This is a genomic window from Leekyejoonella antrihumi (genome assembly GCF_007845645.1).
GTDB classification, from domain to species: Bacteria; Actinomycetota; Actinomycetes; order Actinomycetales; family Dermatophilaceae; genus Leekyejoonella; species Leekyejoonella antrihumi.
Genome location: NZ_VCQV01000011.1, coordinates 95,147 through 118,105 on the forward strand (window position 1 = coordinate 95,147; position 22,959 = coordinate 118,105).

General features: G+C 67.2%; 17 protein-coding genes. 10 read left to right on the forward strand and 7 right to left on the reverse strand.

Annotation, left to right across the window (positions count from 1 at the left end; genetic code table 11):
• The first annotated feature begins 64 nt into the window (after positions 1–64).
• Genes FGL98_RS10030 through FGL98_RS10040 form a run of 3 tightly spaced genes read left to right on the forward strand, consistent with a single transcriptional unit; the run spans position 65 to position 3,095 of the window.
• Positions 65–1,069, forward strand: coding sequence for an alpha/beta hydrolase (locus tag FGL98_RS10030; protein WP_146316621.1), 1,005 nt, complete (start codon positions 65–67; stop codon positions 1,067–1,069).
• Between the two features lie 4 nt (positions 1,070–1,073).
• Positions 1,074–1,823, forward strand: coding sequence for an esterase family protein (locus FGL98_RS10035; protein ID WP_246136483.1), 750 nt, complete (start codon positions 1,074–1,076; stop codon positions 1,821–1,823).
• Between the two features lie 33 nt (positions 1,824–1,856).
• On the forward strand, positions 1,857–3,095 hold the full coding sequence (locus FGL98_RS10040) for an ATP-grasp domain-containing protein (protein WP_146316622.1): 1,239 nt from the start codon (positions 1,857–1,859) through the stop codon (positions 3,093–3,095).
• 125 nt (positions 3,096–3,220) lie between these two features.
• Here FGL98_RS10040 and FGL98_RS10045 read toward each other — a convergent pair whose 3' ends face one another.
• From FGL98_RS10045 to FGL98_RS10065, 5 genes are read right to left on the reverse strand one after another with little or no spacing between them, the layout of a single operon-like run.
• Positions 3,221–3,796, reverse strand: coding sequence for an AAA family ATPase (locus FGL98_RS10045; RefSeq protein WP_146316623.1), 576 nt, complete (start codon positions 3,794–3,796; stop codon positions 3,221–3,223).
• Positions 3,797–3,829: 33 nt separating this feature from the next.
• On the reverse strand, positions 3,830–5,476 hold the full coding sequence (pgm, locus tag FGL98_RS10050; protein ID WP_146316624.1) for a phosphoglucomutase (alpha-D-glucose-1,6-bisphosphate-dependent): 1,647 nt from the start codon (positions 5,474–5,476) through the stop codon (positions 3,830–3,832).
• Complete coding sequence (gene glgB / locus FGL98_RS10055; protein ID WP_146316625.1) at positions 5,469–9,134, reverse strand: 1,4-alpha-glucan branching protein GlgB; 3,666 nt, start codon at positions 9,132–9,134, stop codon at positions 5,469–5,471. Before glgB ends, pgm begins: the two co-directional genes overlap by 8 nt.
• Positions 9,135–9,136: 2 nt before the next feature.
• The gene (gene treS / locus FGL98_RS10060; RefSeq protein WP_146316626.1) at positions 9,137–10,861 is read right to left on the reverse strand and encodes a maltose alpha-D-glucosyltransferase; all 1,725 of its coding nucleotides are present in this window, start codon (positions 10,859–10,861) and stop codon (positions 9,137–9,139) included.
• A gap of 2 nt (positions 10,862–10,863) precedes the next feature.
• Positions 10,864–12,885, reverse strand: coding sequence for an alpha-1,4-glucan--maltose-1-phosphate maltosyltransferase (locus FGL98_RS10065; RefSeq protein WP_146316627.1), 2,022 nt, complete (start codon positions 12,883–12,885; stop codon positions 10,864–10,866).
• 68 nt (positions 12,886–12,953) lie between these two features.
• Between FGL98_RS10065 and glgP the strand changes: the two genes are divergently transcribed.
• From glgP to FGL98_RS10080, 3 genes are read left to right on the forward strand one after another with little or no spacing between them, the layout of a single operon-like run.
• Positions 12,954–15,524: an alpha-glucan family phosphorylase gene (gene glgP, locus FGL98_RS10070; protein WP_146316628.1), complete on the forward strand. Its 2,571-nt coding sequence runs from the start codon at positions 12,954–12,956 to the stop codon at positions 15,522–15,524.
• Between the two features lie 42 nt (positions 15,525–15,566).
• Positions 15,567–15,932 (forward strand): hypothetical protein, encoded by a 366-nt coding sequence (locus tag FGL98_RS10075; RefSeq protein WP_146316629.1) that lies wholly within the window; start codon positions 15,567–15,569, stop codon positions 15,930–15,932.
• Positions 15,925–16,359, forward strand: coding sequence for a hypothetical protein (locus FGL98_RS10080; protein WP_146316630.1), 435 nt, complete (start codon positions 15,925–15,927; stop codon positions 16,357–16,359). The genes FGL98_RS10075 and FGL98_RS10080 overlap by 8 nt, the downstream gene beginning before the upstream one ends.
• On the opposite strand, the gene glgX is transcribed toward FGL98_RS10080, so the two are convergent.
• A complete protein-coding gene (gene glgX, locus FGL98_RS10085; RefSeq protein ID WP_146316631.1) occupies positions 16,348–18,504 on the reverse strand; it encodes a glycogen debranching protein GlgX in 2,157 nt (718 codons plus the stop codon). The genes FGL98_RS10080 and glgX overlap by 12 nt on opposite strands.
• Positions 18,505–18,539: 35 nt before the next feature.
• Between glgX and FGL98_RS10090 the strand changes: the two genes are divergently transcribed.
• The 4 genes from FGL98_RS10090 to FGL98_RS10105 all read left to right on the forward strand — a co-directional run bounded on the left by FGL98_RS10090 (position 18,540) and on the right by FGL98_RS10105 (position 21,729).
• A complete protein-coding gene (locus tag FGL98_RS10090; RefSeq protein ID WP_246136485.1) occupies positions 18,540–19,037 on the forward strand; it encodes a hypothetical protein in 498 nt (165 codons plus the stop codon).
• Between the two features lie 3 nt (positions 19,038–19,040).
• On the forward strand, positions 19,041–19,829 hold the full coding sequence (locus FGL98_RS10095; RefSeq protein WP_146316632.1) for an enoyl-CoA hydratase/isomerase family protein: 789 nt from the start codon (positions 19,041–19,043) through the stop codon (positions 19,827–19,829).
• Positions 19,830–19,965: 136 nt separating this feature from the next.
• Positions 19,966–20,745 (forward strand): electron transfer flavoprotein subunit beta/FixA family protein, encoded by a 780-nt coding sequence (locus FGL98_RS10100; protein ID WP_146316633.1) that lies wholly within the window; start codon positions 19,966–19,968, stop codon positions 20,743–20,745.
• A 27-nt stretch (positions 20,746–20,772) separates the two neighbouring features.
• Positions 20,773–21,729 (forward strand): electron transfer flavoprotein subunit alpha/FixB family protein, encoded by a 957-nt coding sequence (locus FGL98_RS10105; protein WP_146316634.1) that lies wholly within the window; start codon positions 20,773–20,775, stop codon positions 21,727–21,729.
• A 194-nt stretch (positions 21,730–21,923) separates the two neighbouring features.
• Here the strand turns inward: FGL98_RS10105 and FGL98_RS10110 are convergent, their stop codons facing one another.
• Positions 21,924–22,958, reverse strand: coding sequence for a hypothetical protein (locus FGL98_RS10110; protein WP_146316635.1), 1,035 nt, complete (start codon positions 22,956–22,958; stop codon positions 21,924–21,926).
• Position 22,959 lies beyond the last annotated feature (1 nt).

The following is a 22,959-nucleotide window of genomic DNA, read 5'->3' on the forward strand; positions in this document are numbered from 1 at the left end:
AACGAAGTTCTTCGCTCGCGAGCGCGCTCCGATACTTCGCGGGGACCCCGAGGGAGGGCTCTGGATGCGGTTACGGCTGTGCGATCCCGACCGCAGCCTGCGGTCGGTCGTGCTGGACAGCGACGGGCACACCGGTCGCTGTCAGTGGCGAGCCGGCTGGTGGTCGTGCGACCTCGGCCGGCTGCCCGTGCGGCGACTGGAGTATCGCTTCGCGGTGACACGCGCCGACGGGCGAACGTCGAGCGAGCTGGACCCGTTATGCACGAACGTCGTCGACACGGCCTACGGACGTAAGTCGGTCTGGCAGCGAGCGGACTACGACCCGCCCACCTGGCTGGCCGCTCCGGGGGTGCCCGGGCGCCTTAAGCACCTGGAGCTGCCCAGCGCCCTGACCGGAACCCTCCCGGTCGACCTGTGGGTCCCGCATGGTCTGCGCCGACGGACCGCCGCACCGCTGCTGTGGTGCCACGACGGCCCCGAGTACGCACAGCGGGCGGCCCTGCTGCAGTGGGCCGCCGCACACATCGAGTCCGGCGACCTGCCACCCTTCCGAGTGGCGCTGGCGGGCGTCCGCAGCCGGATGCAGTGGTACTCCGCGTCGCCTCGTTATCTACGTTCGGTGGGGCTGGCGCTCGACACGCTTCACGAGCGGTATGCGGTGCGGGCGCCCGTGGCCGTGATGGGCGCGAGCCTCGGGGGGCTCACCTCACTGCTGGTCGGCCTGGGCGACGTGCGCGTGGGCGCCGTGCTGAGCCAGTCCGGCTCGTTCTTCGACCCGATGCTCGACCAGGATGAGTCGCAGTTTCGGTGGTTCGGCCGGATCGCCGCTGCCGTCCGCGCCGTGCGCGAGGCCGAGTCCACCGACCGGCCGCTGCACATCGGGATGACGGTCGGCAGGGGCGAAGGAAACCGCGCCGACAATGACGCGATGGCGGCCGACCTGCGTCGGCTCGGACACGACGTGACCCTTCGGCACATCCCCGACCTGCACAACTACGTGGCGTGGCGAGACAGCCTGAATCCGATCTGGCCGAAACTCCTGCAGACCTGCTGGAGTGAGACAAGATAAGGGTGTGAGCGGTCAGCGTGTCGAGCTGAAAGTGCCCGGACGGGAAATGTCTCTGGGCGCCATTCGTTACGGCCACTGGGGAAGGCCGGTGCTGGTCTTTCCCAGCGAGGCGGGGCGGGCGGAGGACTTCGCCGCCAATGGCATGGTCGGGGCCGTGCAGGGACTCGTCGATGCGGGCCGCGTCAGCTTCTTCTGCGTCGACTCCGCAGACCGGTGGACCTGGTCGGACAACGGCAAGCCGACCGAGGACCGCGCGCACGGCCACCAGGTTTACACGGCGTGGTTGGAGCAGGCGGTCATCCCCTGGATCAATGACGAGCTCGGCGGTGAGCACCACGACCTGGCAACCCTCGGGGTCTCGATGGGCGCCTATCACGCGGTGCACTTCTCCCTCACGCACGCGCACCTGGCGCCGCTGGCGATCGGGCTGTCCGGCAACTACGACGTGACGACCTGGCACGGCTGGGGGGAGCAGGGCGACGCGACCTACTTCGCCAACCCCACCGCATACATCTCGGGTATGCAAGGTGAGCACCTCGCGTGGCTCCGGAGCCACGTCAGTGTGCTGCTCGTCGTCGGGCAAGGACCGTTCGAATACGAACCCACCGGATCTTTGCCATCCTCCACGGCGTTCGCGGAGCTACTGGCGCACAAGGGGATTCCACATCAGCTGGACCTGTGGGGGAGTGACAGCGCGCACGACTGGCCATGGTGGCAGCGACAGCTGGCGCACCACCTACCGAGATTCTGTTGAGGTCACAGGCCCGTTTATCGAAGGAGGATCGGCATGGCAGAGCACCTGATCGGTTTGCTGCTGGGCGCGGAGGAGGACTGGCCGCGGGCCTTCGAGGAGCTCGTGCGTCGGGCCGGCCCCGTCACGGCACCGGACGGCAGCACCCACGTCGTCCGCACCGAACGGCTGGCGATCGCACCCTTCAACCTGCGTGAGAAGCCGCGCACCGACCTGGTGATCGATCGGCTGGCGCACTGGTACTACCATCCGCGGGAGTGGCTCAAGAAGGTCGCCCTGATGGACGACGTCTATCTGCTCAACAGCCCGTTCACCTTCCAGTCCATGGAGAAGCACTCGGCCTACTGCGCAATGATGCGGCTCGGGATGCACGTTCCGGAGACCGTGCTGGTGCCCTACAAGAACCCGGTCGACAACGTTCGCTGGGCCTATACGTCGGCGAAGTACAACCAGTCGTTCGACCTGGACACGATCGCCTCCGACGTCGGCTACCCGATGTTCATGAAGCCGTTCGACGGTGGCGCCTGGCGTGGGGTCTCGATGATTCGCAACGAGGCCGACCTACACCGCAGCTATGACGAGTCCGGTGAGATGCTCATGCACCTGCAGAAGGCAGTCGACGGATTTGAAGTGTTTGCAAGGGCGCTCACTATTGGTCCGGAGACGATGGTGATGAAGTTCCGGCCGGACGAACCAATGCACGATCGCTACGAGGTGGCATACGACTTCCTGACCCCGCAGATGGGGCAGGAGACGCGCACGATCGCGCAGACGGTGAACGCCTTCTTCCGGTGGGAGTTCAACAGCTGCGAGATGCTCATCAAGGATGGTGTGGCGTATCCGATCGACTATGCCAATGCCTGCCCGGATGTCGCGATCACGTCGTTGCACTACTACTTCCCCTGGGCGATGAAGTCGCTGGTCAAGTGGTCCATCTTCTGCTGTGTCACGGGGCGCTCCGCCCAGACGCAGGTCAACACCGCGCCGTGGTTCCAGATCGCCGACCGCGACATGGACTACCAGGCCAAGCTTCAGGCGTACCAGCGACTTTCGGATCAGTATTTCGACACTGCGCGCTACCGAGAGTTTGTCGAGACCTCTCTGCCGCACGTCGACGAGCTGGTGCTCGACTGGGTGCTCTCGGACGACTTCGACAACCTGCTGGTGGACACGGTCAAGGCGACGTACCCCGAGCACGAGCACGAGCGGTTCCTCGCACACTTCCGCGGACTGACCGGACTCTGGGCCAAGGACGAGGCGCTCGTCCTCGGCTGAGCGCGCACGGCCCGTCCGGTGGACAGGAGTCGGCGGCGCCCGCTGACTCCACTGCCGCGAGAATTCGGGCGGACCGCGAATCACGCTACCTCGAGTCCTGTTGGTGGGCGCCCAGGCGCACCTGATCAGGAGTCGGCCAGGTCCGCCGTGTCGACGAGGGCCTCGTTCAGGTTGCGCAGGACTCTGGTGATCGTCTGGGCGACGCTCATCGACGTGGTATCCAGCCAGAGTCCGACGCGGGACGTGTGCTCCTCGACGGTGTGCCACAGGTCCTCGACAGTGATCCCGTCGCGGTAGGCGTTCTTCCGGCGCTGCGCATCGCGGTCATAGATCGTGTCGATGCTTGGATGCAGCACGACCAGATGGACCGGCTCAGGGGCAGCGATCTCGAGGAAGTCGTCCAGGTAGTCGCCGAAGATGTTGTCGGCGACTACTGCGTCGAAGCCGGCCGTCCGGTAGACGTCGGCCAGGGTGAGCGCACCGGCATACCGGAGGAACAGTTGCTCGATGGCGCCGACCGTTGCCGGCTCGGTGATCAGGTCCTTGCCACTCACCACCGTGTTGCCGATCAGGTCGCCGTCGATGAAGACTGCCTTGCTGAGTGCCTCTGCAAGAGCGAGACCCACGGTTGACTTGCCGGCAGCCTGAGCGCCGGTGATGACGAAGAGGCGACCGGGTGAAGGGGCGTCGGGGGCAGTCATGGCGCCCACGGTAGCCCAACCGGACGTGCTCGCTCAGTCGGTCGCCCCGAGCGCGGTGGACACGATGTCGCGCGCCTCCTGTTGGACCGTGGCCAAGTGATCCGTGCCGAGGAACGACTCTGCGTAGATCTTGTAGACGTCCTCGGTGCCCGAGGGACGGGCGGCGAACCACGAGTTCTCCGTGGTCACCTTCAGGCCACCGATTGCTGCGCTGTTACCTGGAGCCGTGGTCAGCTTGGCCGTGATCGGCTCACCCGCAAGCGTGTCAGAGGTGACGTCGCCCGGCTCGAGGGCCGCGAGCTTGGCCTTCTGCGCACGGTTCGCGGGTGCATCGACGCGGGCGTATGCCGGGGAGCCATGTTCCCCCGTCAGCATGGCGTAGTGCTCGCTCGGTGTCTTGCCCGTGACCGCGAGGATCTCAGAGGCAAGCAGTGCCAACAGGATTCCATCCTTGTCCGTCGTCCAGACTGAGCCATCCAGGCGCAGGAACGATGCACCGGCGGACTCTTCGCCGCCGAATCCGACACTCCCGTCGAGCAGTCCGGGCACGAACCACTTGAAGCCGACCGGGACCTCCCACAACGTGGCACCGATCGAGTCCACGACGCGGTCGATCATCGACGAGGATACGAGGGTCTTGCCCACGCGCCGAGAGGACCAGCCCGGACGGGCACCACCGTAGAGGTATTGGATTGCTGCGGCAAGATAGTGGTTGGGATTCATCAGGCCGGCGTCCGGCGTCACGATGCCGTGCCGGTCCGAGTCCGCGTCGTTACCGGTGGCCACGTCGAACTCGTTGCGTCGCTCGATGAGCGACGCCATGGCCGAGGGAGACGAGCAGTCCATCCGGATCTTCTCGTCCCAGTCCAGCGTCATGAACCGCCAGGTCGGGTCGACGAGGGGATTCACCACCGTCAGGTCCAGCCCATGCCGGTCGGCTATCTCTCCCCAGTAGGCAACGGACGCTCCGCCAAGGGGATCGGCGCCGATGCGAACGCCGGCGCCCTTGATCCGCGCAAGGTCGACAACGTTCGGCAGGTCGTCGACGTAGGTCCCGAGGAAGTCGTAGGACGAGACCTGCGCCCGTGCTCGGGCGAACGGGATGCGCTGCACGCCCTTCAGTCCGGCGCGCAGGTAGTCGTTGGCGGCGGCGGCGATCAGCTTGGTCGCATCGCTGTCCGCGGGACCGCCGTGCGGCGGGTTGTACTTGAAGCCACCGTCGGCCGGAGGGTTGTGCGACGGCGTGACGACGATGCCATCGGCCAGGCCGCTGCCGCTTGTTCGACCCGCATTCGCGCGCAGGATGGCGTGGGAGACCGCAGGTGTGGGGGTGTATCCATCCCGCGAGTCGACGCGCACGTCGACCTCGCCCGCGGCAAGCACCTCGAGCGCGGTCGCCCACGCCGGCTCGGACAGCCCGTGGGTGTCTCGCCCGATGAACAGCGGCCCATTCGTGCCCTGGGAGCGTCGGTAGTCCACGATGGCCTGGGTCGTCGCGAGGATGTGGTCCTCGTTGAATGCGGCTTTCAGAGATGAACCACGATGTCCCGATGTCCCGAAGACCACCTGCTGGTCAATGTTTTCGGGGTCCGGGCGAAGCGTGTAGTAGGCCGTGATCAGGTGCGAGATGTCTACCAGGTCGGCCGCTGTTGCGACGGTGCCGGCTCGTGACTCAGGCATGGTCTTCCTCCGATGGCTCGGTGTCGGGCTCCGGGACGAGCCAGACTGCGGACAGGGCCGGCAGGACCATCGAGGCGGAATAGGGCTGGCCGGTCGATGGAGTCTCCTCGGCATCGACCCCTCCGAGGTTCCCGCTGCCCGATCCGCCATAGCCGGAGGCGTCGGTGTTGAGAACCTCGCGCCACCGGCCGCCTCGGGGTAGGCCTACGCGCTTGACATGCTCTGAACCGCTGTAGTTGACGACCGCGACAACCATGTCGTCCTCCGAGCCGATCCTGATGTAGGAGAACGTGTTGCCGCCGGCATCATTGGCATCGATCCAGCGGAATCCGGATGGGTCGTGGTCCATGGACCACAACGCCGGATGCTCGCTGTAGAGCTGGTTCAGGTCGCGCACGAGGGCATGGATGCCTTGGTGTGCCGGTGCCTCCAGCAGCCACCAGTCCAGACTTCGTCCATCGGCCCACTCCGACTCCTGGGCAAACTCGGTGCCCATGAAGATCAGCTGTTTGCCGGGGTGGGACCACATGTTTGCCAGGAAGGCGCGCAGATTCGCCAGCTGCTGCCACCGATCTCCCGGCATCTTGCGCAGCAGGGAACCCTTGCCGTGGACCACCTCGTCATGGCTGATCGGCAGGACGAACTGCTCACTCCAGGCGTAGACGAGAGCGAATGTGACCTGGTTGTGGTGATACTGGCGGTAGATCGGTGCATTGGCGACGTAGTCGAGGCTGTCGTGCATCCAGCCCATGTTCCACTTGAAGCCGAACCCTAGTCCGTCAGAGCTTGTCGGTTGGGTCACTCCCGGCCAGGAGGTCGACTCTTCGGCGATCATCACGGTGCCGGGACAGCGGCGATATGCGGTCGCGTTCGTCTCCTGTAGCAGCCGGACCGCCTCGAGGTTCTCCCGCCCACCGTGCGAGTTGGGCAGCCACTCACCCTCGTTGCGCGAATAGTCCAGATAGAGCATGGAGGCCACCCCATCGACCCGGAGGCCGTCGGCGTGAAACTCCTGCAGCCAGTAGATCGCGTTGGCCACCAGAAAGTTGCGGACCTCATTGCGACCGAAGTCGAAGATGTACGAACCCCACTCGGGATGCCATCCGCGTCGGCGATCGGGATGCTCGTAGCAGGGCGAGCCGTCGAACCGAGCCAGTGCCCACTCGTCCGTCGCGAAGTGTCCGGGAACCCAGTCCAGGATCACTCCGATGTCGTTCCGGTGCAACGTGTCGACGAGATAGCGGAAGTCGTCGGGGGAGCCGAGGCGCGAGTTCGGTGCGTAGTACCCCGTGACGTGGTAGCCCCACGAGGGTGGATAGGGATGCTCCATCACGGGCATCAGCTCGACGTGGGTGAAGCCGAGATCCTTGACGTAGCCGACCAAGTGGTCGGCCAGGTCACGATAGGACTCGCCTTGGCGCCACGACCCCAGATGGACCTCGTAGACGCTCATCGGACGCTGGTGCGGGTCGGTGGATGCGCGCCGATCCATCCACGCGTCGTCACACCAGGTGTATTCGGTGTCCGTCACGATCGACGCGGTGGCGGGCGCCGTCTCTGACTGACGTGCCATGGGATCGGCCTTGGTGCGCCAGATGTGGTCGGAGCACAGGATCTCGAACTTGTAGCGCGTGCCGACAGGCACCTCGGGGACGAACAGCTCCCACACACCGCCATTCCCGATGCGCCGCATGGGGTGGCCCTGGCCGTCCCAGTGGTTGAAGTCCCCGACGACGCGCACCCCGCGTGCATGCGGAGCCCACACCGCGAACGAGGTCCCGTCGACAGCACCCTGCGGACTGTCATACGTGTGCCGGTGGGCACCGAGCACGGTCCACAGCTGCTCATGGCGGCCCTCGCCGATCAGATGCAGATCGACCTCACCGAGCGTCGGAAGAAAACGGTACGGGTCGTCGGTGGTGTGCCCGAAGCCGTCCTCATACGTGGTGATGACGCGATAGTCCGGGACCTGTTCGCCCTCGAGGTGCCCGGTCCAGATGCCTTCGTACTCATGCGACAACGGATGGCGAGAGTCGTCCGGTAGCCGCACTTCGACACTGGCGGCGAGCGGCCGGAAGACACGGATCAGGACGCCCGTGGAGGTCACGTGGCCGCCCAGGACAGAGTGCGGGTCGGCATGTGCGCCGCCGAGCAGGGCATCCGCCTCGTGCTGGTCCAGCGTGGCTGCGTCGGCCACCCGGTCGTCGGCGGGCGAGTGCTCAGCGAGGAGGCGTCCGATCGCCGCTCGAGGAATGGGCAGCCAGTCCGGTCGGTTGCGCGCCTCATAGACCAGCTCGTAACCGGCCTTGTCGACCTCGAAGAGCTCGAGCAGATCACGGTGCTCCGCCAGGTCGAGAGTGCTCTGCTCGGCATAGCCGGCTAGAAAGGCCTCCCGCGCAGCCGTGGCCCACTCGTGGCGCTCGCCCTCGCCGCTGTGCTCGATCGAGCCGGCCGCGTAGTCGAAGGACCGGAGCATGCCGGCCAGATCGCGCAGCGGCGGTTCGAGCGTCGACCGGTCGGCGAGCGGCCGGAGCGGCTCGCCCTCGAAGTCGATCATGACCCAGCCGCGCTGTGGCACGTCGAGGACCTGACCGAGATGGAAGTCGCCGTGGATGCGCTGTAGGTCGGGCAGGCGGCTCGCGGCCGCCCGGGCGCACAGATCCTCGAAGCGCGCGCGGCAGGACTCCAGCGTCGGGTCGACACTCGTCGCGAGGTCGAAGCGGCGACGTGCGTCGTCCACGATCGCCGTGACGTCCGAGGTGGTGGGTGTCGAAGTGCCGAGCGCCTGCGCCAGATCGGCGTGCAGCTGTGCCGTCGCGGTTCCCAGGGAGTGGGCCGAGGTGGCAAAGTCGCGCCGGCTGCGGGCCGCCGACAGTGCCTCTCGCCAGGCGTCCTGCACCCCCGGCAGAAACTCCTGCGCAAAGGCGAGGTGCCCTTCCGCATGGCCCGACGGACGGCTGTCATCGGGCCACGCTCCATGGAGCGACCCGGTGGTCGCAGGCACTCGTGCGGAGCCGACCCGCGTGAGCGCCGACTGCAGCACCACATCGGGGTTGGCCCCGTGCTGAAGCACGCGAAACACCTTGACGATCAGGGGTGTTGACCACCCCGGTGTCTGACCCGTGCTGTAGATCATCGAGGTGTTCGACTGCTCGCCGAGCAGCACGCGGCTGGAGGTGATGACCGGCATCGATGCTGTGGAGTCCCCGCTGCCAACTGTCGTCACAGTCGGCTGGCGGACCTCGGAGTTCGGGTGCTCGGCATCGGGCGCAACCTCCAGGGCCGCCTGCGTGCCGCCCTGCACGATCATGCGCAGCAGCTGTGTGGCGTAGACCGGGTCGTGGCAGCCGTCGTAGACGTAGCGCGTCCCGAGCACGGAGTGCTCCAGCGTGCCGATGAACGCATGCTCCGCCTCCGGCAGCGGCGCGGCGCGGTAGGTGAGGGGCACCTGATAGCAGACCGGCTCGCGACCGGCGCTGTCCTGCACCAGCAGAGTCTCGATGCCGACGTCGCCGTCGGGGTCGTCGATACGGAAGGCTCCGACCTGGACAAGCCTGGGGGTATCCCCCTTACCGGCGTACCACCGCTGCGTGCCGATCCAGTCGCTGATCAGGTCGAGCTTGCTCGGAGTGAGCTTGGCACGGTGGAGGATTGCCATGTTCAGTCACCTGTATCCGGTCGAAGCGAGAGCCAGAAGAAGTCCCGTGAGCCGAGGGTAAGAGTCAGCCGCCCCTCCTGGTCCACTGGTGGAAAACGGCTGCCGCCGAAGAGGTCCCGAGTCCGGTGCGATGCGAGGTGGGGCGGCAGCTCAAGGGTCACCGACTGCGGACTTGACGACAGGTTGTTGGTGCACAACACGATCGGGGTCTGCGTCTCGTCGTCCTCCTCGTCCTCGTCGGCCGGCAGCGCCCGGGTGAATGCGAGGACGGCGTCATTGTCCGATGTGCAGATCTGGAAGTCGCCGAGCCCGAAGACCGGGTAGCGCGAGCGGATCGACAGCATCTCCCGCATCCAGTGCAGCAAGGACGACGACGATCCCATCTGGGCCTCGACGTTCACGTTGTTGTAGTGATAGACGAGGCTGGACACGACTGGCAGGTAGAGCTTCCCAGGGTCCGAGGTGGAGAAGCTGGAGTTGCGGTCCGGGGACCACTGCATCGGGGTACGGACCGCGTCACGGTCGTCCAGCCAGATGTTGTCGCCCATGCCGATCTCGTCGCCGTAGTACAGGCAGGGAGAGCCGGGCAGGGAGAGCAGCAGGGCGTTGATCAGTTCGATCTCGGCGCGACTGTTGTCCAGCAGCGGTGACAACCGGCGTCGAATGCCGACGTTGGCTCGCATCCGAGGGTCCGGTGCGTACCACCCGTACATGGCGGCGCGTTCCTCCGGCGAGACCATCTCGAGGGTGAGCTCATCGTGATTGCGCAGGAAGGTGCCCCACTGCGCTCCCGCCGGAATCTCGGGCGTTTCGCGAAGAACCTCGATGATGGGGGTCGCGCGTTCGTCGCGGAGGGCATAGAAGATCCGCGGCATGACCGGGAAGTGGAAGCACATGTGGCATTCGGGTGCGTCCTCGGTGCCGAAGTAGTCCACCACCTCGTGCGGCAGCTGGTTGGCCTCGGCGAGCAGCAGTCGGCCCGGATACTCCTCGTCGACCATCTTGCGCAGCTCCGCGAGGAGCTCGTGCGTGCGTGGGTGGTTCTCACCGTTGTGGCCATCCTCGATGAAGAGGTAGGGGATCGCGTCCAACCGGAAACCATCGATTCCCAGGTCCATCCAGAATCGGACGATGTCGAACATCTCGTCCTTGACCTTCGGGTTCTCGAAGTTCAGGTCGGGCTGGTGGGAGAAGAAGCGATGCCAGAAGAACTGTCGACGCACCGGGTCGAACGTCCAGTTGGAGACCTCGGTGTCCACGAAGATGATACGGGCATCGGGGTACTTCTCGTCGGTGTCGGACCACATGTAGTAGTCGCCGTACGGTCCGTCCGGGTCGGAACGCGACTCCTGGAACCACGGGTGCTGGTCACTGGTGTGGTTCATGACCAGGTCCGTCACGATCCGTATGCCGCGGGCGTGCGCCTGCGAGACCAGCTCGGTGAACTCCGGCAGGGTGCCGAACTCGGGCAGCACGGCCTTGTAGTCGGCGATGTCGTAACCGCCGTCACGCAGGGGCGACGCGTAGAACGGTGGCAGCCACAGCGCATCCACGCCGAGCCACTGCAGGTAGTCGAGCCGGCCGATCAGCCCACTGAAGTCGCCGGTGCCGTTGCCTGTCGAGTCTCCGAAGGCCCTGACCAGAACCTCATAGAACACCGCCTTGCGATACCACTCAGGGTCGTAACGCAGGCCGGGCTGCTGCAGGTTGAAGCCGGGTGTGGACATGATTAGAACCTCCTGACATGCACGATGTGGACCGGTTCGCTGTCTACGCCGAGGCGGACGTAGTTGTGCTCGCCCCAGTGCCAGGTGGAGTCGCTGACCAGGTCGTGGGCGACGAAGGTGCCGGCAGGACCGAGTCCGAGCGCTGCCAGGTCGAGGTGGATGGTCGATGCTCGGGTCGTATGCGGGTCACAGTTCGCCACAACGATGATGGTGTCATCACCGTGGCGTTTCGAGAAAACCAACAGCTCCGGGTCGTCCACGGTGTGGAACGTGATGTTGCGCAGCCACGAGAGGCTGGGGTGATCCCGCCGGATGCTGTTGAGCCGCTTGAGGAAGGGGGCCAGCGACTGTCCCTCCTTCGGGCCACCTGGCGCGTAGTCCTGCCAGCGCCGGTCGCGGTACTGGTACTTCTCGTTGTCGAGCTGCTCCTCCGCGCCCGGCCGTGCGACGTGCTCGACCAGCTCATACCCGGCGTAGATGCCGTAGGTCGGCACCAGCGTCGCGGCGAGCGCGGCGCGCAGCTTCCAGGCGGTCGGCCCGCCGTACTGCATGTACGGCGTCAGGATGTCGTGTGTGGTCGGCCAGAACGACGGTCGCATGTAAACCGAGCTCGCACCGGCGAGCTCCTCGACATACTCCTGCAGCTCCGTCGCGGAGCTGCGCCACGCGAAGTAGGTGTACGACTGCTGGAACCCCACCTTGCCGAGGGTGTGCATCATCGCGGGGCGGGTGAACGCCTCGGCGAGCCAGATGACATCCGGGTAGTCGGTGGACACGTCGGCGATCAGCCACTGCCAGAACTCGACCGGCTTCGTATGCGGGTTGTCGACCCGGAAGATCTGGATCCCGTGGTCGATCCACACCTGGACGACCCGGCGCACCTCGGCATAGATCCCCGCCGGGTCGTTGTCGAAGTTGACCGGATAGATGTCCTGGTACTTCTTCGGCGGGTTCTCCGCATACGCGATGGTGCCGTCGGCCCGGGTCGTGAACCACTCGGGGTGCTCCGTGACCCACGGGTGGTCGGGCGAGCACTGCAGCGCGAGGTCGAGCGCGACCTCGAGCCCGAGCTCCTGCGCACGGGCCACGAACGCGTCGAAGTCTGCCCAGGTGCCCAGGTCCGGGTGGATCGCGTCGTGGCCGCCGTCGGCACCGCCAATGGCGTAGGGCGAGCCGGGGTCGTGCGGGCCGGCCTCCAGCGAGTTGTTGGGACCCTTGCGATTCGTCTCACCGATCGGATGCACCGGCGTGAGATACACCACGTCGAAGCCCATGTCGGCGATTGCCGGCAGTCGCTGCATGGCGGTCCGGAACGTGCCGGACACCCACTGCCCGGACCGGTCGTCGAAGTGCGCTCCTTCGGACCGGGGAAAGATCTCGTACCACGCACCCGTCAGGGCCCGTTTCCGCTCGACCAGCCAGGTGTAGGTCGGGCTCGCGCTCACGTAGTCACGCAGCGGGCTCGTGCGCATCAGCGCCTCGATGTCATGCGCGGTCCCCGCGCTCAGCCGCTGCTCGGAGTTGAGGGTGGCGTCGCGGAGCCTGGCGGCAGCCTGCCCGAGCGCAGCCTTGGACGAGCGATCCTGGTCCACCTCCTGAACGGCGCGGTCCAGGAGGCGGGCACCCTCCTCGAGCATCAGCTCGACGTCAACACCTGCGCCGATCTTGATCACGGCGTCATGCAGCCACGTGCCGTAGGGGTCGGACCATCCCTCGACCCGGTAGGCCCAGGTGCCGGTATGGTCGGCGCTCACCTGCGCCGTCCACAGGTCCAGGCCGGGGTTGATCAGGGTCATCGGGGTGTGATGCACGACGTCGTCCGGGTCGGTCACGACCACCGTGGCGTTGACCGCATCATGTCCCTCGCGGAACACCGTCGCGGAGATCTGCAGCTCCTCACCGACGACGGACGTGGTCGGCAGCGCGCCGCCGTCCACCGCCGGATGGACGTCCTGCACCGGGATACGGCCGATCGGACGGGCGGTCGACCTGAGCTGATGGCCAGCGGAAACAGTCACGGGCATGACGCTACAAGGTCCGGCAGGTGGAGAACTACGGCGTGAACGGAAATTTGCCCTCTACGATTCACTACGTGAAGGCCATCCGACGTTTCCACGTCCGCACCGTCCTACCGGAGCCGCTGGTGCCGCTCGGTGAGCTCGCGACCAATCTGCGCTGGTCGTGGCATCCACGGACCCGCGACCTGTTCCAGGACATCAACCCAGGTCGTTGGCGGGCGCTGCATCAAGATCCCGTGGCGCTGCTCGCGTCCCTGTCCTCGGACGAGCTGCAAGCCCTCGCGTCCGACGAGGCGTTCGTTGCCCGCGTCGCCGAGGCGAGCGCCAGTCTGCAGCGCTACCTCACGGCGCCGGGCTGGTATGAGGGGCTGCGCCAGAGGCAGGAGTGTCCCGCCGCGATCGCGTACTTCAGTGCCGAGTTCGGCATCACGCACGTTCTCCCGCAGTATTCCGGCGGACTGGGGATCCTGGCCGGCGACCACCTGAAGTCGGCCAGCGACCTCGGCGTGCCGATCGTCGGCATTGGACTCTTCTATCAAACCGGCTACTTCAAGCAGGGGCTGTCGGCCGAGGGCTGGCAGCAGGAGCGCTACCCGATCCTGGACGCCGACGACCTGCCGTTGTCGCTGCTGCGCGACGCCGCGGATGCTCCTGTCAAGATCAGGCTGGCACTGCCCGGCCGCGAGCTCTGCGCGCAGATCTGGCGGGCGCAGGTCGGCCGTGTCCCGCTGCTGTTGCTGGACTCGGACGTGGAGGAGAACGACGCTGCCGGCCGGGAGCTGACCCACCGCCTCTACGGCGGTGCCGGGGAGCAGCGACTGCAGCAGGAGGTTCTGCTCGGTATCGGCGGGGTGCGGGCGCTGCGGCGGTGGTCGGAGCTGACCGGTGACCCGGCCCCCGAGGTCTACCACTGCAACGAGGGGCACGCCGGGTTCCTGAGCCTCGAGCGCATCAGTGAGCTCGTCACCCAGAACGATCTGGACCTCGACCAGGCGATGCAGGTGGTCCGCGCGAGCAACGTCTTCACCACACATACGCCCGTTCCTGCAGGCATCGACCGGTTCGGGGTGGACCAGATCCGCGCCCACTTCGGCGACGACTGCGAGCTGCCGGGTGTGCCGGTCGACCGGGTGCTTCCCCTGGGTGCGGAGAACTACGACGGCGGCGACCCGAACGTCTTCAACATGGCCGTCATGGGGCTGCGCCTGGCGCAACGGTCCAACGGTGTCTCCGAGCTGCACGGAGCCGTGAGCCGGACGATGTTTCGTCAGCTCTGGCCCGGGTTCGACGAGAGCGAGGTGCCGATCACCAGCATCACCAACGGTGTGCACGCCCCGACCTGGATAGATCGCCGAGTCACCGACATGGCCAAGGAGTACATGGGGCTGGACAGTGTCCGCGACGCGGAGGGCTGGGAGCGGGTGCCGGCGATCCCGGCCGAGCAGCTCTGGCGGGTGAAGCGGGAGCTGCGTGAGCAGCTGGTCCACGACGTGCGACGCCGCGTGCGTAAGTCCTGGATGCGTCGCGGAGCGGCCGGTGCCGAGCTCGGCTGGGTCAACGAGGTCCTGGACCCCGAGGTGCTGACCATCGGCTTCGCCCGTCGGGTGCCGACCTACAAGCGTCTGACGCTGATGCTGCGCGACCCCGAGCGGCTGCGCCGGCTGCTGCTGGATCCGGAGCGGCCGGTCCAGATCGTCGTGGCCGGCAAGTCGCATCCGGCCGACGAGACCGGCAAGAAGCTCATACAGCAGATGGTGCAGTTCGCCGACGACCCCGACCTGCGTCGTCGGATCGTCTTCCTGCCCAACTACGACATCGAGATGGCGCAGCAGCTCTACCCGGGCTGCGACGTGTGGCTCAACAACCCGCTTCGCCCCTTCGAGGCATGTGGCACCTCGGGCATGAAGGCCGCGCTCAACGGCGCGCTCAACCTCTCGATCCTGGACGGGTGGTGGGATGAGTGGTTCGACGGTGAGAATGGTTGGGCCATCCCGACAGCGGACGGCGTCGAGGACGTCGAGCGCCGGGACGACCTGGAGTCCGCGGCGTTGTACGACCTCATCGAGACGTCCGTCGCCGCGCGGTTCTACGACCGCGACGAGCAGGGCCTGCCCCAGCACTGGCTGCGGATGGTCACGCACACGCTGCAGACCCTCGGCCCGAAGGTGCTGGCCACCAGGATGGTGCGGGACTACACCGAGCGCCTGTACGCACCGGCAGCGGACGCCGGCCGGGCCATGCGGGCGGACGACTTCGCCCAGGCGCGTGACCTCGCGGCCTACCGCGAGCGGGCCGGCGCCGCCTTCCAGGAGGTCCGCGTCGAGCATGTGGACGCCGGCGGTGTCACCGATGCGCCGCAGGTCGGCGATCGGATCACCGTGCGGGCCTTCGTCTGGTTGGGAGGTCTGGGCGCCGATGACGTGCAGGTCGAGGTGGTGCATGGCCGGGTCAACGAGGACGATGAGCTGACGGCCGTGACGACCGAGCCGCTCACGGTCGGCGAGTCCCTCCCGGACGGCCGGCACCGGTTCGACGGCGACGTCACCATCAGCCGCACCGGCGCGTTCGGCTACACCGTGCGCGTGCTGCCCCGCCATCCCGGCCTGGCCAGTGCCGCGGAGATGGGACTGGTCACCAACGCGTGAGCCGAGCGCGGGCGCCGTAGCGGCGGTTCGTAGGATGTGGCGGTGCTCGCCCCCCTGACCTTCACCCTCGTGGTGGTGCTGTCCGCCCTTGCGCTGTATGCGATCTATCTCACCGTCCGCGGTCGGCAGATCGACAACACGATGCTCTACCTCGCCGGCGCAGCCGAGGCCGCAATCGTCATCCAGCTCATCTTCGGCATCGCGATGGCAGGTAACGCCGACAGTCACATGTCGAAGGCGCTGTTCATCGCCTACCTGGTGGGGTTGATCTTCGTACTGCCGGTCGCTGGCTTCTGGGCCGTTGCCGAGCGTGAGTCCCGCTGGGGGACCGGCGTGCTGCTGGTGGCAACGCTCGGCCTGCTGGTCATGGTGGCCCGCCTACTACAACTTTGGAACGGGAATGGCTAAGACAACCACCGCAGGCACCGGCACCGGCTTCGGCCGAATGCTGATCGCCGTCTACGGGCTGTTCGCGCTCGCCGCCACCGGCAGGTCGGTCCTGCAGCTGATCGAGTACTTCCACCCCGGCAGCGCGTTCTATCACCAGGGGCTGCTGGCCTACCTGCTGTCCGCCGTCGCCGCGGTGATCTACATCGTCGCCACGGTGGCGCTGGCCCGCGGTGACGACACCTCCGTGCGGCTGGCCAGAGCGACGATCAGCACCGAGATGTGCGGGGTGCTGGCCGTCGGGCTGTGGAGCGTCCTGGACCCGGCGGCCTTCCCCGACAGCACCGTCTGGTCGACGTTCGGGCAGGGCTACGGCTTCGTGCCGCTCGTGCTGCCCATGGTCGGCCTGTGGTGGCTGTGGCACACCGCGCAGCGGTCAGACTCCTAGCAGGATCACGAACGACCCCGCGCTGACCTCCAGGTCATCGCCGACCGACACCTGCTTGCTCGCCACCTCGTCGGGGCGCTCGCAGGTGCTGTCCCAGACCAGGTCCCACGCGGTCACGCCGGCCTGCTCGGGCATCCGCACGCGGCTGTCATGGGCTCCGCCGTGCAGCACGAACAGCAACCGGCCATCGCCGACGTCGGCGCCGTCGAAGACGACCTGCACCGTGCGGCTTCGCCCGTCGTTCCACTCCTGTGCGGTCATCAGCGCGCCGTCCGCGGCATGCCAGCGCAGTGCCGCCAGCGTGTCGCCGTCGATCGGGCTGCCCGGAAAGAACGCCCGCTGGCGCAGCACGGGGTGCGCCGCGCGGAAGGAGGTCAGGAACGCGGTCGTGTCGATCAGGTCCCGCTGCCAGGCCTGCAGGTCCCAGTCGAGCCAGCTGATCGGATTGTCCTGGCAGTAGGCGTTGTTGTTGCCCTGCTGCGTCCGGCCCAGCTCGTCGCCGCCCAGCAGCATCGGCACACCGGCCGAGGTGAACAGTGACGCGAGCAGGTTGCGGATGCTGCGGCGCCGGTGCGCGCGGGTCTCGTCGTCGACGCCGTCCTGCCCCTCCACACCGAAGTTCCACGAGTGGTTGTCGTTGCCGCCGTCGGCGTTGTGCTCCAGGTTGCCCTCGTTGTGCTTCTGGTTGTATGCGGTGAGGTCGGCGGCGGTGAAGCCGTCATGGGCCGTGACCATGCTGACCGACGACATCGGTGACATGCGGGGCCGGTTCGAACCGCCGAAGAGGTCCTGCGAGCCGGCGATTCGGGTGCCCAGATCGCTCAGTCCATGCCCTGGGTGACCGGCGAGGTCCGCCGCGACGTCCGGCAGCCAGAAGGTGCGCACGGTGTCGCGGAAACGGTCGTTCCACTCGGCCATCGGCGGGGGGAACTGGCCGGTTCGCCACCCGTGGGACCCGATGTCCCACGGCTCGGCGATCAGCTTGCGCGAGGACAGCACCGGATCGGCGCGCATCGCCACGAGGAAGGGGTGGTCGGGGTGGAAGCTGTCGTCCAGTCCGCGGGCGAGGGCCACTGCGAGGTCGAACCGGAAGCCGTCGACGTGCATCTCCTGCGCCCAGTAGCGCAGGGAGTCCAGCACCAGCCGCACGCTGACGGGATCGCGCATGTCGACGGTGTTGCCGCACCCGGTGACGTCGACGTCGCAGCCGCGCTCGTCCAGGCGGTAGTACGCCGCATTGTCCAGTCCCCGCCAGGACAGGGTTGCCCCTGCCGCGGCGGACTGCTCGCAGGTGTGGTTGTAGACCACGTCCAGGATGACCTCGATCCCGGCGGCGTGCAGCAGCTTGACCATGCCCTTGAACTCGTTGATCACCTCGAGGGGCTCGTCGGTGGAGGCGTACGCCGCGTGCGGCGCGAAGAACCCCATCGTGTTGTAGCCCCAGTAGTTGGTCAGCCCGTTCTGGATCAGCCGTGGCTCCGAGGTGAAGGCGTGGACCGGAAGCAGCTCGATCGCGGTGACGCCGAGCCGCGTCAGGTGGGCGATCGTCGCGGGGTGGGCCACCCCGGCATACGTTCCGCGCAGGCGCACGGGAAGGTCCGGGTGCTGCATCGTCAGACCCCGCACATGCGCCTCGTAGACGACGGTGTCGGTCCACGGAGTGCACGGCGCGCGGTCCTCGCCCCAGTCGAACCCGTCCGAGACGACGACGCTGCGTGGCACGTATGCCGCGCTGTCCCGATCGTCTCTGACCCCGCCGTCGCCGGAGAGCCGCTCGTCGACGACATGGCCGAACACCTCGGGGCGCCAGGTCACGTCACCGACGATGCTGCGGGCGTAGGGGTCGAGCAGCAGCTTCGCCCGGTTGTGCCGGTCGCCCTCGCCGGGCGAGTAGGGCCCATCAGCCCGGAAACCGTAGCGCTGACCCGCTCGGACACCGTCGACATGCCCGGCCCAGACGCCGTGCGCATGCTCGTGCAGCGGGATCTGCTGCTCACGCCCGTCGGTGTCGAAGAGGCACAGAGCCACGGAAGTGGCGTGGCCGGCGTAGCAGGCGAACTCGGTACCGGTGTCGGTGAGCGTTGCACCAAGCGCCGGCGGGAGGTCGTAATGGCCGGGGGTGGCAGCGAGTGGCTGGGTGGGCATAGGTGCAAGAGTAGGGACTGAAGTACGGTCGTCGTATGACAGATCCCACATCACTGCCCAACTTCCCGCCGCCCGCGGACGAGCACCCGTTGCGCGGCCGCGTTCTCGATGCCCTGCAGGACGACGGCTACCGTCCAGACCTCGACGCCGATGGGGATGTCGGCTTCAAGGTCGAGGGTCAGCAGCTGTTCGTACGCTGCATGGAGGGTGAGCCCGCCATGATGCGCGTCTTCGGTCAGTGGCAGATCACCGACGAGATCCCGAAGGATCTGACCAAGCAGCTGCTTGCCGCCAATGACGTCACACTCAGCCTGAACATCATCAAGGCCGGTATCGCCAACGGCACCCTGGTCGTGACCGGCGAGCACCTGGTGGCCCAGCACGACGACCTGACCGGCCTGCTGCAGTCGACCACGCAGATGGTCCTGCAGGCGGTCCAGCTGTGGCACCAGGCCGTGACCGGCGACGGTCCGCACGCCGCCAACAGTGCACCGCCCGAGCCGGGCTCGCCGGCCGACCCCACGCAGGTCTGACCAATGAGTGAGTACGGCGAATACGTCTCCCTGGAGGCGCAGGACGGTGTCGGAGTCATCCGCATCGACCGTCCGAAGATGAACCCGCTGGACAAGGGCATCCAGGAGGGACTGGCGCAGGCTGCCATCGACGCCGGGGCGGATGACTCGATCGCCGCCGTGATCGTCTACGGCGGCGAGCGGGTCTTCGCCGCGGGTGCCGACATCAAGGAGATGGAATCGCTCGGGTACACCGACATGGTCGGCCGGGCGACGCGCCTGCAGGAGTGCTTCGCCGCCGTCAGCAACATCCCGAAGCCGACCGTCGCCGCGATCGCCGGGTACGCCCTCGGCGGTGGCTGCGAACTCGCCATGACCTGCGACTTCCGCATCGCGGCGAGCGACGCGAAGCTCGGCCAGCCGGAGATCCTGCTCGGCATCATCCCGGGCGCCGGGGGCACCCAGCGTCTGGCGCGTCTGGTGGGGCCGGCCAAGGCCAAGGACATCATCTTCACCGGCCGCTTCGTCGACGCACAGGAGGCGCTGGAGATCGGTCTGGTCGACGAGCTCGCCGAGCCCGGCCACGTGCTCGAGGCCGCCCGGGCCAAGATGGCCCCGTTCGTCGATGGTCCGGCATACGCCCTTCGAGCCGCCAAGACCGCGATCGATCGCGGCCTGGAGGTGGACCTGCACACCGGGCTGGCCATCGAGTCGATGCAGTTCGCCGGACTGTTTGCCACCAGGGATCGCGAGATCGGGATGAAGTCGTTCATCAAGAACGGTCCCGGGAAGGCGGCCTTCGAAGGCAGGTAACCTTCGGCCGGGTCTCACCGCCGCACATACCGGCGGGTAACCTGGGCGCGTGCTCCTCGGAGCGCACCCGCATGACCCCAGTCGGCGTGCCGACTGGCCCATCCGACCCGCAACAACAGAAGAGGACGAGCGACCTATGAATATCGTCGTCTGTGTCAAGTATGTGCCGGACGCCCAGGGCGACCGGACATTCAAGGATGACAACACCACCGACCGTGAGGGCGTCGATGGCCTGCTCTCCGAGCTTGATGAGTATGCCGTGGAGGCTGCGCTCAAGCTGAAGGAGTCCGGGGAGGGCGAGGTCACCGTGGTGACCGTCGGCCCCGAGGCCGCTGCGGATGCGGTGAAGAAGTCGCTGCAGATGGGCGCGGACAAGGGGGTGCACGTCTGCGATGACGCCATTCATGGGTCGGACGCCGCGGCGACCTCGCTGCTTTTGGCCGAGGCGATCAAGAAGTCCGGCGAGTACGACCTGGTGCTGGCCGGGCTGGCCTCCACCGATGGCACGATGAGCGTGGTGCCGGCGATGCTGGCCGAGCGCCTCGGACTGCCGCAGGTGACGCAGGTCTCAACCCTGGAGGTCGAGGGCGGGACGGTGAAGGGTCGCCGCGACAGCGACGTGGCCTCGGACACGATCGAGGCGTCGCTGCCGGCGCTGGTTTCGGTGACGGACCAGATCAACGAGCCGCGTTACCCCTCCTTCAAGGGCATCATGGCCGCGAAGAAGAAGCCGGTGGAGACCTGGTCCCTTGCGGATCTGGGGGTGGACGCCGAACGGGTCGGCCTGGCGGGTTCGTGGACCAAGGTGACCTCGTTCGCCAAGCGGCCGCCGCGCGAGAAGGGCGAGATCGTCACCGACGAGGGCGACGGTGGCACCAAGCTCGCGGAATACCTCGCCGCCCAGAAGTTCGTCTGATCGACCTGAGACCTAAGGAGATTCACCATGGCTGAAGTACTCGTCCTGGTTGACCACACGAATGGTGAGGTCAAGAAGACCACGGCGGAGCTGTTGACGGTTGCGCGCCGGCTGGGCACCCCGTCGGCAGTGTTCGTGGGCGCCAATGTGGACGCGGCGCGTCCCCGGCTGGCGCAGTTCGGCGCCGAGAAGGTCTATGTCATCGACAACGCGGACGTCACCGACTATCTGGTGGCGCCCCTGGCCGAGGCGTTGGCCGCGGTCGTGGAGCAGGCCGCTCCGGCCGCCGTGCTGCTGCCCTCCAGCGCCACCAACAAGGAGGCCGCCGCGCGACTGTCGATCAAGACCGAGTCGGGTCTGATCACCGACGCGCTCGATGTGCAGGCCGCAGACGGCGGCGTGCAGACCACGCAGTCGGCGTTTGCCGGAGGGTTCACGGTGCAGGCCACCGTGACCAAGGGCGCCCCGATCATCACGCTCAAGCCGAACGCGTGCCCGCCGCAGGCCGCCCAGGCGAGCGCGACGGTGGTGCCGGTCGAGCTGGCCGTCTCGGATGGCGCGAAGAGCGCCAAGATCACCGGGTCGGAGCCGAAGGCCAAGTCGGGTCGTCCGGAGCTGACCGAGGCCGCGATGGTGGTCTCGGGTGGTCGTGGCACCGCGGGTGACTTCTCGCCGGTCGAGGCCTTCGCCGACATCCTGGGTGCCGCAGTGGGCGCGTCCCGTGCGGCGGTCGACGCCGGTTGGTACCCGCACGCGAACCAGGTCGGTCAGACCGGTAAGCAGGTCTCACCCCAGCTCTATGTCGCGTGCGGCATCTCCGGTGCGATCCAGCACCGCGCCGGGATGCAGACCTCCAAGACCATCATTGCGGTCAACAAGGACGAGGAGGCACCGATCTTCGAGCTGGTTGACTTCGGTGTGGTGGGCGACCTGTTCGAGGTCCTGCCCCAGGCCACCGAGGCCGTCAAGGCCAAGAAGAGCTGACGACCCGTCGCACGAGACGCCGCCGGTCCCTCTCGGGGCTGGCGGCGCTTGGGTTTGTACACAGTGCTAACGGGCAGGGGCGAACACTCCGGGACCTACCATCCGTCCTCCGCAAGCTCCGGACTCCCGCCAGACCCGCCACGGTCCCTGCGCATTCGCCCCGGCCCTCGCCACGTGCAAGGCTCGGTGGCGGCCTACTTCTTCCTGGGTGCGGGTGACGTCCAGTAGAAGGTGACCTTCGGCTTCGACGGGTCGGCGAGATAGAGCAGCTTCCAGCCCGGCACCTTGGCGCCCCGGGGGATCCAGAAGATCAGGGTGAAGTCGCGGGTCTTGCCCGGGCTGACCAGAGTGCTGGTCAACGTGTCGCCATCGCTTCCGAGCGGGTTGTAGCGGCACAGAATGCCCGATGAGTCCATCAGCCGGAACTGGGAACGACCCATGAACCTCAGTGCGCCCTGGGCGGCGCCGCGCACGTGCACTGCGACGCCCTGCACGTCGTTGGGCTGCTTGGCACTGGGGGTGAGGGTGCGAGGCGTCGGCTCGTAGGCGGTGAGCTTCAGTGAGATGGTGGAGTCGCCGATGGTCTGCCCCCGGCCGAAGGACTGGTTCTTCACGCCCTTGAGCGAGAACGTCGACTTCGGCCCGTCGCAGGTGCGCCCGACCGGAATGTTGCGGGTGCCGCCGTTGGCGGTCCACTTGGCCGCGGCGACCGCGGAACCTGCCGAGTTGGTGTAGTAGACGGAGAACGTGGACAGGTCGGCGCCCTCGGGCACGAGGAAGGCCACCCCGCCGGCGCCCGGATGGGACTCGTCGACCTGCAGCGCGGGGAAGGACTTCGGCAGTGGGTCGACCTTGGGCTGCGGGCACAGGTGCCCCTTGGCGTCCGCGAGCAGGAAGGAGCCCGGGCTGATGGCGAACACGCCATTGGTGAGCACCTGCGCGCCCACCTGGATCTGGACGATTTTGACACCCTTGTGGCCGGAGGGGTAGGCGGTAACCGCCGGTTGGCCGACCTGCGCGGACACGGACTTGCCGGGCTCCACGGGAGCGGGGGCGTCGTAGGCCGTGGGTTTGCCGGTGAACGTCGGTGCGGACCCGCCCGCGCAGCCTGCGACCGCAGCGGCACTCGGCCCGGACGAGGTGGATGACGTCGATCCGGACTGGCACCCGGTCAGCGCGAGAGCGCCCAGCGACGCCCCTACCAGCGCTCGCCTCGCAACCGTGACCATG